This window comes from Paenibacillus sp. FSL P4-0113, from assembly GCF_038009305.1.
Classification (GTDB): domain Bacteria; phylum Bacillota; class Bacilli; order Paenibacillales; family Paenibacillaceae; genus Paenibacillus; species Paenibacillus polymyxa_D.
Genome location: NZ_JBBPAZ010000001.1, coordinates 4,537,301 through 4,554,708, shown reverse-complemented (window position 1 = coordinate 4,554,708; position 17,408 = coordinate 4,537,301). Strand labels below are relative to the sequence as shown.

The following is a 17,408-nucleotide window of genomic DNA, read 5'->3' as shown; positions in this document are numbered from 1 at the left end:
ATGTTCCTCCTCGTATTATGTAACTATTTCTATTATAGACCATTCTTTCGATAGAATAAAAGTGCGGGCGTTTCTGTAATGCAGTAAAATGGATCGTATGAAGGAGATTATCGGCTGATTCGTTCCTCCTATATTTTGTTTAACGGCGGTGAAGGCATGTGCGTTTTCAGACAAAACTAATAGTATTTATATCCCTTTTAGTACTGGTAGTTACCGGGCTGTTGGGATTATCCTTTCGATATATGATCACCTCCGCTCTATATGATGAAATCGGAAAAAGGGCGCTAACCGTCGCCAATACCCTCGCCGTAGATGCGCAGGTCAGAGACGCTCTGGAGCGGACCGAGACGACGCAATTGCGTTCGCGTATCAACGAGGCCATAAAGCCCGTCCAAGCCAGCAGCGGAGCTGATTTTATTACTATTGCTGATCGCCATCTCATCCGGCAGTGGCATGTAAACCCGGAGCGCATCGGCACGCCTATGATAGACCCCATGAATGATAAGGTACTGCAAGGGCAGTCCTTGATCACTGAATCGACGGGCTCTCTCGGACCGTCAATACGCGCCAAAACAGCCGTTTATGATCAGCAAGGTAAGGCCATCGGGCTCGTCTCTGTAGGTTTTTTAATGACAGATGTGCAGCAAAATATTCGTACATACACATATGCATGGCTCTGGTTAATGGTGGGTGCGCTGATGATCGGCATATTGGGAAGCCTGATTATAGCGCAACGGGTACGCCGCGCATTGCATGGACTGGAGCCAGTGGAGATCGGACGGCTGTACCAGGAAAAGCAAGCCATTATTGAGTCCATCGGCGAAGGAATTATTGCGGTGAATAGCCATGGACAAATCACACTTGCCAATCCACAGGCAGCTCGCTTGATCGGACTCCCGTCGGAAACCTCTATCTACGGATGCGACCTTCGTCACTTGACTGGTGTTCCGGATGTACTGGTTGATATGCTTGTTGCCGATTACACAGTAGAGCATTCAACGACGGGGCCAGATCAGGGACAGTACATATGGAATGAGGAAATTGAAGTCCAGCAGCGAATTGTAGTCGTCAGCCGTGTGCCGATCCAGGATCGTTCCGGTCGCATCATGGGCACGGTTGCCAGTCTACGTGACAAGACCGAACTGCTCCACATGACACAACAGTTGACAGAGGTCAAAGATTATGCGGAAGTACTGCGATCACAAACACACGAATACGCCAATCGGCTGTATCTCATATCCGGCCTGATTCAGTTGGAGTGTTATGACGAAGCAGTGGACTTTATCACACAGGAGTCAGAGGAATATCGTGTACACAGGCCGATTGCCACAGCTCTCCTGCCCGATTCAATCATCGCCAGCCTACTGATCGGTAAGAAAAAACAGGCGCTGGAAAAAGGGGTTTTACTCCATTCTGATATTAAAGGAGCATTCTCAACCCAGTCTCCTACGTTGGAGTGGTCCTTTCTCGCTTCCATAGCCGGAAACCTGCTGGACAATGCCATGGAAGCTGTTGCGATGTCCTCTATCTCTGATGGACAGGTCTGGTTCCGGCTTGAAGAAACGACTGAAGCCATCATCGTCGAAGTTGCAGATAACGGATCGGGAATTTCGGACGATATCCAAGAAAAGCTGTTTGTCAGAGGAGCTTCGACCAAAGCAGAAGCAGGACATGGATATGGCCTTGCTCTCGTGCAGGAGTACACTGAACGAATGGGCGGCTCTATAGAAGTGCACGAACGGCCTGGTGGAGGAAGTATTTTCGAGGTATACATTCCTTTACATAGAACAGATACGAATAATGATGCAAAAGGAGGTTATGCCCATGAATGAGCGGGTTTTATCGGACATTGAGGTTCTAATTATTGAAGACGATTCGCGAATTGCGGAGATTAACCGCCGATTTATTGAAAAGGTAGACGGGTTCACCGTATGTGCAATCGCGACGAACGAATTTGAGGCAAAACTTCAACTGGACGTGCTCCGTCCTCCTCTAGTCGTGCTGGATGTTTATTTTCCTGATACGGATGGTCTAACCCTGCTATCGTTCATCAAGCAACACTATCCGGGTACAGATGTTATTATGCTGACCGCCGCCAAAGAAGCTGAAACAGTGGTACAAGCCGTTCGAGCAGGCGTGTTTGATTTTATCGTAAAGCCGCTTATATTCGAGAGATTGCGTGCGACCTTGGAGGAATATGCCCGGTTTCGGCGACAAATCACAACATGGCAAGAGGAACAATCCACAGTAGAGCAATCTGAAATTGACAGTTTACTTCAAAGCGTGGGCACCGGTCGGATGGCGGGGAACGGAGTCGGAGAACTATGGGCCAAAGGCATCGATAAAGTAACTTGCGACAAAGTGCTAGATCTCCTGAATCGACGGGGTGAGGTGACTACAGGTACAGTGGGAATTGAGCTGGGTATGAGCCGTTCTACAGCTAGAAGGTATCTGGAGTATTTAGTGGAAAGTGGAGACGCACACCACGATCAGGTGTACGGAACCGTCGGCAGACCGGAGCGTATCTATCGCCGACAGCGGAGAGATTCATAACCCACCCAACTCTGATGTCCTGGTACTTCCCCCTCCTCCTATTCATAATTTTATTGAATTTAATTCACTTAATCGATCAAAACGGTTTAAATGACCACATTATTTACGTCCTCCTTCCCGATTGCTAGAATGATCAACAGTTAGTTGATTGATAATGATTATCAGTTTCTCTGATAATCATACTGGAACGGGGGATAACATATGGCAACACCGAAACAACCACTGCGCACAGGCATGCTGCTTGCAATGATCCTGGCACTACTGACGGTCATTATGGCGGGATGTGGAAGCCAGTCACAAGATAACAGCGCAGCAGCGCCTCAAACAACAGGCGACACTCGAATGATTAAACATGAGATGGGAGAAACCAAGGTTACTGGTAAACCCAAAAGAATCGTAACCCTGGAATTCTCTTTTGTCGATGCTACAACCCAACTGGGCGTAACACCTGTCGGCATAGCTCAGGAAAATGACGATGATATTGAGGGGCTGCTCGGCAAGAAAATAAACTTCACACCAGTAGGCACGCGCAAACAGCCCAACCTGGAGACGATCAGCTCCTTGAAGCCGGATTTGATTATTGCCGATCTGAATCGTCATAAAAGCATATACAAAGAACTAAGTGAGATTGCTCCGACCATTGTTCTAAAGAGCCGCAATTCCTCCTATGAACAAAACCTGGCATCCTTCGGTGTCATCGCCGATGCGTTAGGTGAGAAGGAAAAAGGCGAGCAAATTCTCGCTACGCATAAAGCTACAATGGAAAAGTTGAAAGAAGGCATCAAAGCTGGTGAGCCACGTAGCGTATTGCTAGGGGTATTCCGTTCTGATTCACTATCGGCTCACGGCGCTTCATCCTTTGATGGACAACTGCTGGAGCAAGCGGGTATCCACAATGCCCTTCAAAATACAACCGAGCCTACTGTCAAGCTGACACTGGAACAGATTTCACAAGCGGATCCTGATGTGATCTTCTTGGTGGAAGCCGATGAGAAGCTGATTGCGGAATGGAAGCAAAACCCGCTTTGGCAAAACATTACGGCCGTCAAAAAAGGGGAAATTTACGAAGTAAACCGGGCACTGTGGACCCGGTACCGTGGACTCGGCTCAGCCGAAAAAATACTGGAGCAAGCCATTTCGCTTCTGTATCCCACGCAAAGTAAAGGAGACGGCTCCCGTTGATCGGACAAGCCTCACGCGACCGGCTGAATAAGCCGGTCTTCTTTGCACTTATCGCTGCGTTGCTGGCTGGATTGCTGCTCAGCGTGGCGATTGGCCCAGTCAGGATGGACATCCCCACCATGCTGACTGCGCTGTTCACCGAGCACCCGTCCAAGGATCAGCTCATTGTCTTGACGGTACGCCTACCGCGTGCCGTTATTGGCCTAATCGTCGGGGCCGGGCTTGCCGTGGCAGGAGCCCTGATGCAGGCCATCACACGCAACCCGCTGGCTTCGCCGCAGGTATTCGGGGTCAGCTCAGGCGCTTCGCTGGCTGTCGTGCTGTCCGTCGTGCTGCTGCCGAATATCGGATCGTCCGGCAGCATTTATTTTGCTTTCGCCGGGGCCATCGCAGGCGGCTCCTTCGTATATGCGCTGGCCGGAACGGCGGGCATGACGCCGGTCAAGCTGGCCCTAGCCGGGATGGCCGTGCATCTGCTGCTGGCCTCCATCACCCAGGGACTGCTCGTGTTTAACGAGCAAATATCTGATGTGCTGTATTGGCTCGCCGGAGCCATCGACGGGTCGACTTGGGCCGACACGCGTCTGGTGCTGCCATGGTTCGCCGTGGGTATGATTCTTGCACTGGCGCTAGCCCCTTCGCTATCTGTGCTGAGCCTCGGGACGGAGGTCGCACAGGGATTGGGACAAAACGTACGTCTTGTCCGTCTACTGGCCTCGGCCTCAGTGATTATGCTGGCAGGCTCTGCCATAGCGGTAGCCGGGTCCATCGGCTTTGTGGGCCTGATGGTACCGAATATCATCAAGATGTTTACAGGCGACAATTACAGACGGATCATCCCCCTGTCTGCAATCTGCGGAGGTCTTCTGCTGACCTATGCAGACGTGCTTGGACGATTTATTGCATTTCCTTATGAATCGCCCGTTGGCATTGTAACCGCGCTGGTGGGTGCGCCCTTCTTTTTATATCTAGCGCATAAGAACGGGAGGGCTTCACGATGAAAAAACTGTGGATTTTACTCGCGCTCATGCTGAGTTTTGCTTTTATAGCTATAGGCGTGGGCAGCACCTACATTACGCCCTCTGAGCTGATCGCGGCTCTGACTGACCGGAATGCTTCTTCCTGGTTCATCGTTCACCATTATCGGCTGCCGCGCGGCCTACTGGCCATCATGGCAGGAGCTGGGCTGGCAGTAGCCGGTGTTCTGCTGCAAGGTATGATCCGCAACCCGCTAGCCTCGCCAGATGTGGTAGGTGTATCCAAGGGGGCTGGCTTTGCGGCGGTTCTCGTCATCGTACTGCTCCCCTCATCCCCAGTGGCGCTGTTGCCTGTAGCCGCCTTTGTCGGTGCCGGGCTAGCTGCACTGTTGCTCGTACAGCTTTCGATGAAGGGAGGCATGCGTCCCAACATGCTAGCCTTGACCGGACTGGCGGTGGGCGCTATTTTTCAGGCTGCGACCGACTATATACTGGTCAAGTATCCACTCGAAGCCAGCGACACGCTCACTTGGCTAGCTGGAAGTCTGTGGGGCAAAGGCTGGGACGAAGTGTATGGGCTACTGCCGTGGTTAATCGTGTTACTACCTCTCGCCTATGCACTACAGCGCAAGCTGGATATTATGAGCCTAGATGAGGAAAGCTCTGCTGGGCTGGGACTTAGCGTGAAGCGTGTGCGTACAGGACTGCTAGCCGTGTCAGTCGCCTTGGCTGCCTCCTGTGTCGCTGCCATCGGCTCCATCGGATTTATCGGACTGCTGGCACCGCATCTGGCACGACGGTTATTTGGCAATCGCCACCGCTATCTATTGCCCGGCTCGGCGATGATCGGCGCGCTGATTCTCGTCCTCTCCGACGCGCTCGGACGGGGTCTGAAGCCGCCGCTCGAAATTCCCGCTGGCATCGTGACAGCCGTCATTGGCGCGCCATATTTTTTGTATCTATTACTACGGGAACGCAAACAGAAAGGCAGCGGATAGGATGAGGATAAGGAGTTGCGCAACGCAGCTAAACGCTGTATTATACCGTAGCGTTTAGCTGCGTTACCTTCTCACCTGTACACCGATACGCTGATTAATTTCTTTTGTAAACGATTTATCATGTAGTAATCTCTTTTTAAAATCATTTATCATTTCAGGCAAGCTAGCATTTGTGTTAGGATCCAAATCGTTAAAAAAGACAGCTAGCTCTGTCAAATGCCCTTCCTTATCTGTCGCATACATGGCCAGTGTCAAAACGTAAGCTGTGGAGCCACCTTTTTGCCCAGTATGTTTCAGAAATTGCTGGTTTTCAGGAAGAACCATAAGTGGTTTCTCCATGACCTCGGACAATAACTTTTGCTCAACTTTTGTGAACCCTTGACGGCGGTTCAGCTTACTCATTAAAAAGGCATAATCGGCTGTCGTTGAAGCTATAAAACGATCCGTATTGATACGGTCATAATCCTGATCATACCAGGTCTTAATATCTGCGTTTCTCTTGTAAGAACCACTCACATCACGGCGCAGCTTGTTATGAATCACACGGGCATATCGGCGAAACTCCGTGTCAGACATCGCCTGGATGGCTTCTTTGGCAGAAATATTATTCTTTGTATTATTCCAATTCTCATCTTGGCTCTCCTTCATACGTTCGTAAGGAATCAGAATAGAGGATACAAAAGGATAAATAGGATCATGATTTTGCAAACCCAAGTTGGCTCTCGTCCGATTGATCGCTTCCAACCCCAGTTTGTCCATTAAATACTCCGCATTGGCGTTGGAACTGAATTGAATCATCCCCTTGGCAACCTCGCGTACAGATACAGTTTCATTCTGTATCCGCCCTTTAGCTTCCATATCCTGTAGCCACGCCGCATGAGCACCACCATCCAAACCCGGCAAATAAAACCTTTCCAGCGAAATCAGCTTCACTCTCTTATCCGGGTTAATCTGACCCACCGCCGCTTGCTTGGCATATTCAATCGCAATGATCGTTTTGACAGTGCTCGCCAAAGGCATCATCCGGTTCTCTTCTTGGCCTGCCAGCTTTTTTCCATCTCTCAGAATCGTAATCGAAACCTTTTCTGCATTCGTCTCCACAAAATGAAGCAAACACCGAGCAGCATCCTGTTCCTTCGTTTCACCCTGAACCTCGGCTACAATCGCAGTTGTGGGTCGGACGGTATTCGGGGGATTAGCCACTTGATTCTGCACGAAAGATAGTAATCCTGTTGTCACACCCATAACGATGAGCACTGTAGCCACAATAGTTGCTATTATGATAAGGCACTTTCGTTTCACTATAACCTCCCCCTGTATGCATTTCATACATAGGTTTATTTTCCCATTTTTATATTTCAATTTCTATTTTAAACGAAACCACAGTACAAAAAGTTTCATTACGTGTCATATTTTCAAATAACATAAAAAAGAGAGCCTCCTGTATATAACACAGGCTGACTCTCTTTCATTATTCTTCAACACTTATGCTGGATAGGGTACTTCGGTTCCATTCAAAATGAGGTGCATTCGAATTTCCGCTTTTAAGGAATCGGATACGGCACAATATTTTTCCTTACCCATCTGAATTGCTTTCCATACGCGGTAATCCGGAATATCTCCATCTACGTGGAATGTCAGATCAATCGCTGTAAAGCCTGTCGGCGTTTCTTCCTTGCGCGTACCTTCTGCGTCAATATCAATACGAGCAATGTCCGACAAGAAACGATCCAAAATCATTGTGATATCAATACCCATACATCCTGCCAGACCTGCCAACAGCAGTTCCATGGGTGTCATTCCTTTACCATCACCGCCATAAGCCGCCGTAGCATCCATCCCTACCGAATAACCGGATGGTCCCTCCGAAGTAAACGCGCGTTTACCGTGCCAAGTTGTAGATACTTTCATGTTCAAAGGCCTTCTTTCCATTTTAATAATCTATGATTCATCCTCGATCTTATTTTAAAATTCACTGATTTGGCGTAAAAATTTCTGTGTTCTCTCATGCTGGGGAGTATCAAAAAACGCCTGTGGCGCTGCCTCCTCCAAAATGATACCATCTGCCATAAATACGACCTTGTCCGCCACCTCACGAGCAAATTTCATCTCATGGGTAACCACGACCATCGTCATCCCATCTTGAGCCAATTCTCGCATAACACCCAGCACTTCCCCTACCAGCTCGGGATCAAGCGCCGATGTCGGCTCGTCGAACAGCATAATTGCCGGGTCCATCGCCAGCGCACGCGCAATGGCTACCCGTTGCTGCTGTCCACCGGACAGACGTGAAGGATGTACATCCTGCTTGTCCGATAACCCCACCCGCTCCAACAACCGTTGTCCGATGGACATAGCCTTGTCGCGCGGCATTTTTTTTACGGTCAGCAGTCCTTCAATGACATTGCCGATGGCGGTTTTGTGCGGATACAGATTGAATTGCTGGAACACCATCCCCGTCTGTTTGCGAATATCACGAATGGCTGCTTGGCGGACACGAACGGGAGCTGTAGCATCGACCTCAATCCCATTTACCTCAAACTTGCCGGAAGACAGCTCTTCCAGACCGTTCAGGCAGCGCAGCAAGGTACTTTTACCTGAGCCGCTCGGGCCGAGTAATACGACGATTTCACGAGCGGCAACCTGAAAATCAATGCTTTTCAGAACCTCTACCTGTCCGAATCGTTTACCTAAACCGTTTGTTGTTATCATCATCTATCATCTCCACCTTAATAAGCTCGAGCCAGACGCTTTTCCACCCGCTCCAGTATAGCGGAGAATCCAATGCTCATAATCCAGTACATCAGGCCAATTTCGAGCAGAAACGGCATGTAGAGCAAATACTGTGCTTGTAAAAGCTGGGCCTGTCGCATCAATTCACTGACCCCGATCACCGACACCAGCGATGTTTCTTTAAGCATACCCACAAATGTATTCCCCATCGGTGCAATTGCAATGCGTACCGCCTGAGGAAGAATAATACGCCACATCGTTTGACCGGGCGACATTCCCGTCGCATAAGCTGCCTCGGTCTGACCCTGGGGTACGGCCAAAATAGCTCCACGGAACGTCTCCGACAAGTACGCACCTGTATTAATACTGAGTGCCAGACAAGCAGCCGTCAGCGATCCGAATGATATTCCATAATCATCCAGTCCATAATAAATGACCGCAATCTGCACCAAAACCGGCGTCCCCCGGATGATCGATACATACATGCGCGCCAGCCATCGCACGGGTCGATTCCCCTTCAACCGGGCCACAGCAACAACCAAACCAATGATTAAGCCAAAAAACATAGAGACAATCGTAATATATAGCGTATAATAAGCACCCTTTAATAAAAAAGGGACGTTCTCCCACATTAATTCAAGCATCGGTTATATTCCCTTCTTTCAGACGAGTGGCCCCATGTCAGCATAAAAGCCAAGACTGGAGCCAGACGCCTCTAACAGGCTTACGTTATTCTTTTGGCTCCTCGCCAAACCACTTTTTGAAAATTGTTTTATAAGTGCCGTCTTCCTTCATTTCCTTCAAAGCCTTGTTCAAGGCTTCTTTGAGCTCAGGAGTTTTCTGGTTAATGGCTACACCCGCTTGATCCGATTTAATCGGCTCGCCTACGGCTTTAATTTGGAACCCGTTTTTATCGATAATGGGCTTGAGAGCATACAGATTGTTGATGGTTGCGTCAATACGACCAGAGTTTAGATCCTTTAAGGAAGTAATGACATCATCATATGTTTTAATCTCAAAATCGCCTACCTTCGGCAGTACTTCATTCCGCAGATAAGATTCATCATTCGTTCCCAAGCCGACACCAATGGTTTTGCCTTTAAAGTCCTCCAGCTTGGTAATATCATTTGTTTTGCTGTTTACGATAATGTTTACATTGTTTGTGATATAAGGCTCTGTGAAGTCAATGGCCTTCTTACGATCCTCTGTAATCGTCACCTGACTAATCACTGCATCGAATTTTTTCTTTTGCAAACTTGGAACCAGTCCCGAAAATTCTTGTGCCGTGAACTCCGGTTTCACTCCAATCCGCTTCGCCAATTCTTTGGCAATATCTACATCAAATCCGTCCAATTCCTTGTTGTCGTTCAAAAAATTGTACGGCGGATAGGTGCCCATCATGCCTACCTTCATTACACCAGCCTTTTTGATTGCTTCGAGCTGGTTACTCGCTGCCACATTACTGCTACCCGCTCCATTGCTAGTATTAGAAGCTTCTGGCTTAGTACCGCAAGCGCTCAGCACAAGGCTGAACAATGCCAGAGCCATAAGTATAGTTACCAAGAACCCTTTTTTACGTGTTTTCATGTATCCTTCTCTCCTGTCTGGATGTAAATGATTGAGTTCATATATGTGATTTGGCTATATTATTTGTTGCCAACTACCCATTCATGCGATGTTGACCCTCTAGCTTTGACCTAATAATCCGTAAAATTCAAAATTAGCCGCTTCTTCTGCCAATCTTTTAGCAGTTATCTGCGTGATGTGGTCATGTGTTCCCTCTGAACCGAATAGCCAGCGTGTAATGACACCTTCGATCATGCTCATGAGTAGTGCCGCCCTTAATTCGACATCCAATTCAGCAGGCAACATGTTCAGCTCGATCGCTCTTTCCATATTGCGCCGGAATGCCAGCTCCATCGCAGCCCTTGTCTCTCGGATACTCTGGCGCACCGGTTCATCGACACCGCTGCCGATCAGCAGCAACCCCATCAGATAGCGGTTCTCCAATGCAAAATCAAATAATCGAACAAACAGCGCTTCCGAAGCCTTAACCATATCAGCCAGCGTTCCCGCATCACGGCGATATCCCTGTCCAATCGCTGACAGTAGTTGTTCACGACCGGTGGCGATAATCTCCAGCGCCAGTGCCTCTTTGCTTTTAAAATGCCAATAAAACGTGCCTTGGGCTACTCCCGCCTCTACCACGATATCTGAAATCTTCGTTTGGTGGTAACCCTGCTCGGCGAACCGCTTTAATGCAATGTGAAGAAGCTGTGTTCTGCGGTCTGTTTCTTCTCCCGCATGCTCAGCAGGTTGGTCATTTGAGTCAATCTCGGACTGCTTCGCCTTCCGTGGCTGCATGGATTTCCTCCTCCCGATTGATCAGTCAGTCAGTTTTGTATTTTTAATCCTATAGGATAAGTATACTTTTGTCAAAGAAAAAAGTGTCAGAAGAAAAAAGTGTCAGAAGAAAATAAAGTTTTGCTGCTCCAAGCGGCTTTTAAATTTTAAAAACCGACAGATCCCATAAAATAAGTATTAGACTGGCGCCAACAAAAAAGACAGCGGCAGTCTCAGACTACCGCTGTTTTATTAAACTAACGTTTCTCGTTAGCGTAATGGGTTCTGTCATTAGCCTCAACCGCTTACTTGTTTGCTCAGACTCCTGGCAACAGCTGGGGCATGATGCTTTTGCCATAATCCAAGACGTACTTATTAATCTCTGAGACAAGTTTTGTGTCCTTAGTTTTGTAGTGCATCTTGTTAATTACGAAGTAACCTGTACTAGAATATTGCTCATCACTCGAAAACATCAACGTAAAACGATAAAACAAAAAAGCCGCTAAAATAGCGACTTCAAATGGGACTATGCTCTTGTCCCCCGACAGTTAATCCAGATACAAAATCTCAATCTCGCCCGGAGCGAAGGATTGCTCTGCGTAATTCCCCCCCCAATCACAAAGCGATCTCAAAATGGGTTCAAGTGATTGACCCAGTTCCGTCGTTGAATATTCCACCTTAGGCGGTACCTGATTGTACATCTTTCTGCGAATTAATCCGTCTGTTTCCAGTTCCCGAAGAGTTTGAATCAGCATCTTTTGCGATATATTATGAACGAGTCGCTTAAGCTCTCCCGTCCGTTTAGGTCCTTTTATTAAATAGTACAGAACAAGCCCCTTCCACTTTCCTCCGATAACCTCTAGTGTAACTTCCAGTTCACAGAAAAATGTTTTCATATCAATACACCATCTCCCGATCTAAGAATATCCCCTTCATGTATCGCTTGATCCTTCAAGGAGCACTGAAGGAAAAATTGAACGTTACATGGAGGGGATAATACAATCGCATTTAAGTTGAATTTAAAAATCTTTGTCGTTTGAAAATTATTATGTCCTGGTTAAACTTGAGCTACTCCGCCATCTACGAATAATTCAACGCCGTTCATATAGCTGCTTTCATTAGAGGCTAGGAACATGACAGCATTGGAGATCTCTTCAACCTGCCCCACTCTGCCGAGCGGAATATCATTTTCTGCCTGTTCCAGGAAATGATCTAGTTCAGAGCCAAATAACTCATCGTACGCCGGCGTTACGATTGTTCCCGGACTAAGGATGTTTATACGAATTTCGGTCCCTCTCATATCAAGAATCCAGCTGCGGACGAGCTGTCTGATCGCTGCCTTGGATGCACCATAGATACTAAACGCTGGCATCCCCGTCGAGCCAGCAGTGGATCCCGTTAGAATAATCGAACCTCTTTTATTTGGAAACAAAGCTAATGCCTTTTGTACTGTAAAGATGGTTCCTTTCACGTTGACATCGAAAGTCTTGTAGTATTGTGCTTCTGTAATTTCTCCTAATGGAAGCAATGACCCTAGTCCGGCATTTGCAAAGAGAATGTCCAAGTGTCCCTTTTCTCGCTTAACTGTTTCGAATAATATATCTAGATCTTCCGATTTAGATATGTCACCTCGGACACCTGTAACATTCTTTCCGATCTGCTTTACTGCTTCATCCAGTTCACGTTGTCTGCGTCCCGTGATAAAAACGTAAGCCCCTTCTTTTACGAACTGTTGTGCCGACGCGAGACCGATGCCGCTTGTACCTCCGGTTACAACTGCTACCTTCCCGTCAAATTTCCCCATTCTATTACACTCCTTTTATAATGATTTATATGGTATAGGATGCTCTGTCTGCTTCATGAACCTCCTATGAACGATAGTATGGGGGAAAAGTTACAAGAAAAACAGTACCCACTTTTTTGTGATATAGTCACCAAAAAGTGATAATTGAGGCGGCACAAGCGTTTGTTTTTACAGCCTAACAGATGGAAGTGAGCTCCATTAAGTTTGAGATTGTATATGTGCTTTTAATTTCTGCCGGACTTCTTTGTCCGGTTCTGTTGACCCAACAGGTGTCAATGCCCGACTGAAGACCACCATCTGAAATATGACTTATGACGTAATTGAAAAATTCTCCCTTCGGTTTTTGATAACCAATGCTTTGCGAATCAAAGATATCCTCGAAAAACTTATATAGCCCAGACTGCTTCAAGCGTTTGATTTGCGTGTGAGTGATACCATTCGTGATTACGAACATTCGATGGGTCTTTGATAAGCGATGACAGACATCCATTGCGCCTTCCATAAGCAATTGGTTTCCATCTCCCAACAATTCTCTATACAAACCTTCCCATTCCAAGCCGACCACGATTTCCCTCATTCTCAACATTGTAAAAGAGGGCTCCATTAATTACTCACCACATGATACCACGTATTTGAACTATCCTGCCCGTTAGCTTAAACAAGTACCGGCAGTCTAATGTGGTGTAGTGCTTATGAAAAGTAAATAAGCCCATAACCGTATTTGGAAGCAAATGAATTTTCCAATTTATAAGGGTATGGGCTCTCTTTGATCCTAAATAAGGCAGTGTAGGTTCTTATCACTTATAAAACATCATCGTCTGCTAATATACATTAGCATGTTGCTCTTATATGGTAAAAGCAATTTGTTGAGATATCGTACCCGTCGTTCAATGCCAATCCCATTCCGAATAATGGTGATTATTAGGCCCTGTTAGAGCCTCGCGAACGTGATGTAATCGACTTGGACAGGCTCTACCGATTCGATCCGAAGCGCCCGGTTGATCTGTCCCCGGTGATATTGCCCATGTAAGAGGACCTGTGACAGGATGTCCCGGACGGACGTTTGGAACGGAACCCCGCTCTGATTCGCATAGTCGATCATCTCGTCCAACTCGGATTCCTCAAGTCCTTCGATATAGACGCGATATTGCTCGGCGTTTTCTTCGAACATCGTCCGGATCGCCGTCAGGTCTTCTGCTTCCTCCCACAACGAATATTGGGCGCTGCCCTTGCCCGGCAATCGGGACAGCCAGACTCGTTCCGCGACCGCGACGTGCCGAACCAGCTTCAGAAGGTCCTTGTTCTTCGTCTCACTCTTCTCGAGCGCGTCCAGGATGCGTCCGTCCGCCCAGTACAGGTGGTCCATCATGCACTTGATCGTCTTCATTTCGGTTTCCCCTCTTCGTCTCATCGATTACTTGAACCTACTATTAACCGTTAGTTTAAGCATTTAAATGAACTAAAACAACCTTTACACCAGCCTCATTTTTACGTTCAGCCTTGAAAAATCTTTGATACTTTAATTTCATAACTCTTCTCAGGCAGTGCCTTTTTTAAAAAAAATCATTTGGCTAGGTCTATTTTGTTATTGTCTTTTTCGGGTTTTTAGCTGCTTTAACTTTCATGGGAGTTCAATAAAAAAGGAAGCTCCAGCGCCAAATATTAATTAAAGAACATACGCGGGTAGCATGTAGTGCTTCTAAAGGAGCCTTATCTTAATCCAAGCACTAAGAAAATGCTTTATTTGCTCAGTCTACAACTTTATTTTCTTTAAACAAAAAGAGAACCTCCACAGAGGTTCTCTTTATCCTATATGTTGCTGCTACAGCAATGCTTTTGCCGCAATGTCCGTACGGTTTTGTTTACCTTCAAAGGTAATACGAGCCGCCTGTTCGTAAGCTTTATCCCGTGCCCCGGCAATATCACGTCCCAAGCCGACCACACCTAATACACGTCCGCCGTTCGTTACCCACTCGCCCTGTTCGTTGATGCTCGTTCCAGCATGGAACACGATAGCTTCGTCTACCTGTTCCAATCCGTGGATAGGTACACCTTTGGCGTAAGCTCCAGGATAACCTCCAGATGCCAGCACCACACATACCGCCACTTCATCCTTCCACTCGATCTCCACCTGATCCAGCGTGCCATTTACAGCAGCAAGAAAAATATCGAGCAGATCGGATTTTAAACGAGGCAGAACCACTTGAGTTTCCGGATCACCGAAACGTGCATTAAACTCAATGGTCTTTGGCTTGCCGTCCGGCGAAATCATCAATCCGGCAAATAATACACCTCGGAACGGGCGCCCTTCAGCAACCATGGCCTTGGCCGTCGGCTTAATAATCGTCTCAATAGCTTCCTCAATAATGGAATTGGCTATGTGAGGCAACGGAGAATACGTACCCATGCCACCTGTATTCGGGCCTTTGTCACCATCAAAAATTGGCTTGTGGTCTTGCGCCGCGGCCATCGGACGAACCGTTTCACCGTCGACAAAGGAGAGAATCGACATTTCCTGACCAGCCAGGAACTCCTCGATCACGACTTGCGCCCCGGCTTCACCAAACACCTTGATCACCATAATGTCAGAGAGAGCCTTTTCCGCTTCCTCCATCGAGTAAGCGACCGTTACCCCTTTGCCTGCCGCCAGTCCGTCTGCCTTAATGACAACCGGAATCGGTTGTTCCTTCAAGTATGCATGTGCTTCCTCGTAAGTATAAAACTTGCGATAGGTTGCTGTCGGAATATGATATTTATGAAGCAAATCCTTCATGAAGATTTTGCTACCTTCAATCTCCGCTGCATTTTTACGCGGTCCGAATACTGGAATGCCTTTCGCTTCAAAAGCATCCACAATGCCATCTGCCAGCGGATCATCGGGACCAACCACGACAAGTCCTACCTTTTTGGATTCCGCCAGCTCTGTCAGCGCGTCAAAGTCACTCACCGGAATCGGCACGCACTCCGCTAACTGTCCGATACCAGCATTGCCTGGTGCGCAATAGATTTGCCCGGCCTTGGGGCTTTTCTTCAGCGCCCACACAATTGCATGTTCGCGGCCGCCCCCTCCGATAACTAAAATATCCATTCAGGTGTTTCCTCCCGCTCCCATTAAGATTGTTCAGGTAAAAATGCTGCTGCATCCTCAACTCATACAAGTTAGTGCTTGAAATGACGTACGCCTGTAAAGACCATGGCAATGCCGTATTCGTTAGCAACCTTGATGGACTCTTCGTCTTTGATGGAGCCGCCCGGCTGAATAACTGCCGTGATGCCTGCTTTAGCTGCCAACTCCAACGTATCGCCCATCGGGAAAAATGCATCGGATGCCAGTACGGCACCTTTTGCTTTGTCACCGGCCTGCTCGATAGCAATCTTGGCCGCACCGACACGGTTCATTTGTCCTGCGCCTACGCCAATGGTCATATTATCTGCCGCCAGTACGATGGCGTTGGATTTCACATGCTTAACCACTTTCCAGCTAAACAAAAGCTGCTTCAGTTCTTCCTCGGATGGTGCCCGCTCCGTTACAACTGTTAGTGCATCCGAGTCTACAGCGTGAATGTCATTTTGCTGAACTACCATGCCGCCTTCAATGGAAGTCACGACGAAACGGCTCTCTGCCTGTTCAGACCGGGAAAGCTCACCCAGATCAAGCAAACGAATATTTTTCTTTTTCGTTAAAATCTCCAATGCTTCTTTCGTAAATCCCGGTGCCAGTACAATTTCCAAAAAGATCTCACTCAGCTTATTCGCTGTATCACCATCAATAATCCGGTTAGCCGCTACGATGCCACCAAAAATCGAGGTTGGATCAGCTGCATACGCCTTGCTGTACGCTTCATAAATACTTCCGCCAATCCCCACACCACAAGGATTCATATGCTTAACTGCTACTACGGTAGGTTCGCTGAATTCTTTGACAATTTGCAAAGCGGCATTCGCATCATTGATGTTATTGTAAGACAGCTCTTTGCCGTGAAGTTGTTTCGCTGTTGTCAGTGTACCCTTCGCCGCCAATGGCTCACGGTAAAATGCCGCCTGCTGATGCGGATTTTCTCCATAACGCAAATCCTGAATTTTTTCATAGGTTACAGTGTAACGCTCAGGCAACGGCTCGCCTGTCACATTCGACAAATAATCGGATATCAAAGCGTCGTATGACGCCGTATGACGGAAAACTTTTGCGGCCAAACGCTTACGGGTATTCAGCTCCGTATCGCCATCCTTACGGATTTCCTCCAACACTGTGCTATAGTCATCAGCATCGACTACCACACTGACAAAAGCATGATTTTTTGCCGCAGAACGAAGCATCGTTGGACCGCCGATGTCGATATTTTCAATCGCGTCCTCATAAGTTACACCGGGTTTGGCAATCGTTTCCGCAAAAGGATACAGATTCACAACGACCAGATCAATATAACCCAATCCAAGCTCTTTCATCTGACGCTGATGCTCTTCATTATCCCGAACAGCCAGCAAGCCGCTGTGTACCGCAGGGTGGAGTGTTTTAACACGTCCATCCATAATTTCAGGAAAACCCGTTACCTCGGAAATGCCGATGACAGGAATGCCCTCCTTCGACAACAAGCTGCTCGTTCCCCCTGTCGAAACGATCTCCACACCCAATTTGGACAACTCGCGGCAAAATTCCACGATCCCTCGCTTATCCGATACGCTGACGAGCGCTCTTTTAATACTCACCCTGTCTCCTCCTTTAGCTCTTTCAGAATTTTGCAAAATTCTCTTTTATCATTTTATTTCCCGAGAAATATCGGAAAATGCCTGTACAGCATCCTTGATATAACAATGATA

General features: G+C 47.6%; 17 protein-coding genes. 5 read left to right on the top strand and 12 right to left on the bottom strand.

The features are described from left to right. Nucleotides 1–158 precede the first annotated feature (158 nt). From MKX46_RS19765 to MKX46_RS19745, 5 genes are all read left to right on the top strand, one after another. Nucleotides 159–1,832: a sensor histidine kinase gene (locus MKX46_RS19765; RefSeq protein WP_341071675.1), complete on the top strand. Its 1,674-nt coding sequence runs from the start codon at nucleotides 159–161 to the stop codon at nucleotides 1,830–1,832. Beyond that, nucleotides 1,825–2,553, top strand: coding sequence for a response regulator (locus MKX46_RS19760; RefSeq protein WP_341071674.1), 729 nt, complete (start codon nucleotides 1,825–1,827; stop codon nucleotides 2,551–2,553). The genes MKX46_RS19765 and MKX46_RS19760 overlap by 8 nt, the downstream gene beginning before the upstream one ends. Before the next feature lie 201 nt (nucleotides 2,554–2,754). After that, nucleotides 2,755–3,735, top strand: a complete 981-nt coding sequence (locus tag MKX46_RS19755) for an ABC transporter substrate-binding protein (RefSeq protein ID WP_341071673.1) — start codon at nucleotides 2,755–2,757, stop codon at nucleotides 3,733–3,735. Then, on the top strand, nucleotides 3,732–4,736 hold the full coding sequence (locus tag MKX46_RS19750) for a FecCD family ABC transporter permease (protein ID WP_322252443.1): 1,005 nt from the start codon (nucleotides 3,732–3,734) through the stop codon (nucleotides 4,734–4,736). The genes MKX46_RS19755 and MKX46_RS19750 overlap by 4 nt, the downstream gene beginning before the upstream one ends. Further along, nucleotides 4,733–5,710, top strand: coding sequence for a FecCD family ABC transporter permease (locus tag MKX46_RS19745; RefSeq protein ID WP_341071672.1), 978 nt, complete (start codon nucleotides 4,733–4,735; stop codon nucleotides 5,708–5,710). Before MKX46_RS19750 ends, MKX46_RS19745 begins: the two co-directional genes overlap by 4 nt. 63 nt (nucleotides 5,711–5,773) lie before the next feature. On the opposite strand, the gene MKX46_RS19740 is transcribed toward MKX46_RS19745, so the two are convergent. The 12 genes from MKX46_RS19740 to purH all read right to left on the bottom strand — a co-directional run bounded on the left by MKX46_RS19740 (nucleotide 5,774) and on the right by purH (nucleotide 17,297). Beyond that, complete coding sequence (locus tag MKX46_RS19740) at nucleotides 5,774–7,012, bottom strand: serine hydrolase (protein ID WP_341071671.1); 1,239 nt, start codon at nucleotides 7,010–7,012, stop codon at nucleotides 5,774–5,776. A 183-nt stretch (nucleotides 7,013–7,195) separates the two neighbouring features. Beyond that, the gene (locus MKX46_RS19735) at nucleotides 7,196–7,621 is read right to left on the bottom strand and encodes an OsmC family protein (RefSeq protein WP_039272373.1); all 426 of its coding nucleotides are present in this window, start codon (nucleotides 7,619–7,621) and stop codon (nucleotides 7,196–7,198) included. A gap of 54 nt (nucleotides 7,622–7,675) precedes the next feature. Further along, nucleotides 7,676–8,425 (bottom strand): amino acid ABC transporter ATP-binding protein, encoded by a 750-nt coding sequence (locus MKX46_RS19730; RefSeq protein WP_080710711.1) that lies wholly within the window; start codon nucleotides 8,423–8,425, stop codon nucleotides 7,676–7,678. Between the two features lie 14 nt (nucleotides 8,426–8,439). Further along, nucleotides 8,440–9,087 carry an amino acid ABC transporter permease gene (locus tag MKX46_RS19725; RefSeq protein WP_013308808.1) on the bottom strand — a complete coding sequence of 216 codons (648 nt, stop codon included), beginning with the start codon at nucleotides 9,085–9,087 and terminating at the stop codon, nucleotides 8,440–8,442. A gap of 85 nt (nucleotides 9,088–9,172) precedes the next feature. Then, on the bottom strand, nucleotides 9,173–10,030 hold the full coding sequence (locus tag MKX46_RS19720) for a transporter substrate-binding domain-containing protein (protein ID WP_039272370.1): 858 nt from the start codon (nucleotides 10,028–10,030) through the stop codon (nucleotides 9,173–9,175). A gap of 99 nt (nucleotides 10,031–10,129) precedes the next feature. After that, on the bottom strand, nucleotides 10,130–10,807 hold the full coding sequence (locus MKX46_RS19715) for a TetR/AcrR family transcriptional regulator (RefSeq protein ID WP_029517156.1): 678 nt from the start codon (nucleotides 10,805–10,807) through the stop codon (nucleotides 10,130–10,132). A 527-nt stretch (nucleotides 10,808–11,334) separates the two neighbouring features. Next, on the bottom strand, nucleotides 11,335–11,682 hold the full coding sequence (locus MKX46_RS19710; protein ID WP_019685981.1) for a winged helix-turn-helix transcriptional regulator: 348 nt from the start codon (nucleotides 11,680–11,682) through the stop codon (nucleotides 11,335–11,337). Between the two features lie 161 nt (nucleotides 11,683–11,843). Continuing rightward, nucleotides 11,844–12,590: an SDR family NAD(P)-dependent oxidoreductase gene (locus MKX46_RS19705; protein ID WP_341071670.1), complete on the bottom strand. Its 747-nt coding sequence runs from the start codon at nucleotides 12,588–12,590 to the stop codon at nucleotides 11,844–11,846. Nucleotides 12,591–12,765: 175 nt separating this feature from the next. After that, the gene (locus tag MKX46_RS19700) at nucleotides 12,766–13,176 is read right to left on the bottom strand and encodes an HAD family hydrolase (RefSeq protein WP_238437971.1); all 411 of its coding nucleotides are present in this window, start codon (nucleotides 13,174–13,176) and stop codon (nucleotides 12,766–12,768) included. Between the two features lie 345 nt (nucleotides 13,177–13,521). Continuing rightward, complete coding sequence (locus MKX46_RS19695; RefSeq protein ID WP_165150840.1) at nucleotides 13,522–13,977, bottom strand: DinB family protein; 456 nt, start codon at nucleotides 13,975–13,977, stop codon at nucleotides 13,522–13,524. A 435-nt stretch (nucleotides 13,978–14,412) separates the two neighbouring features. Next, the gene (purD, locus tag MKX46_RS19690; RefSeq protein ID WP_341071669.1) at nucleotides 14,413–15,678 is read right to left on the bottom strand and encodes a phosphoribosylamine--glycine ligase; all 1,266 of its coding nucleotides are present in this window, start codon (nucleotides 15,676–15,678) and stop codon (nucleotides 14,413–14,415) included. Nucleotides 15,679–15,749: 71 nt separating this feature from the next. Next, a complete protein-coding gene (purH, locus tag MKX46_RS19685) occupies nucleotides 15,750–17,297 on the bottom strand; it encodes a bifunctional phosphoribosylaminoimidazolecarboxamide formyltransferase/IMP cyclohydrolase (protein ID WP_013308804.1) in 1,548 nt (515 codons plus the stop codon). Nucleotides 17,298–17,408: the final 111 nt, after the last annotated feature.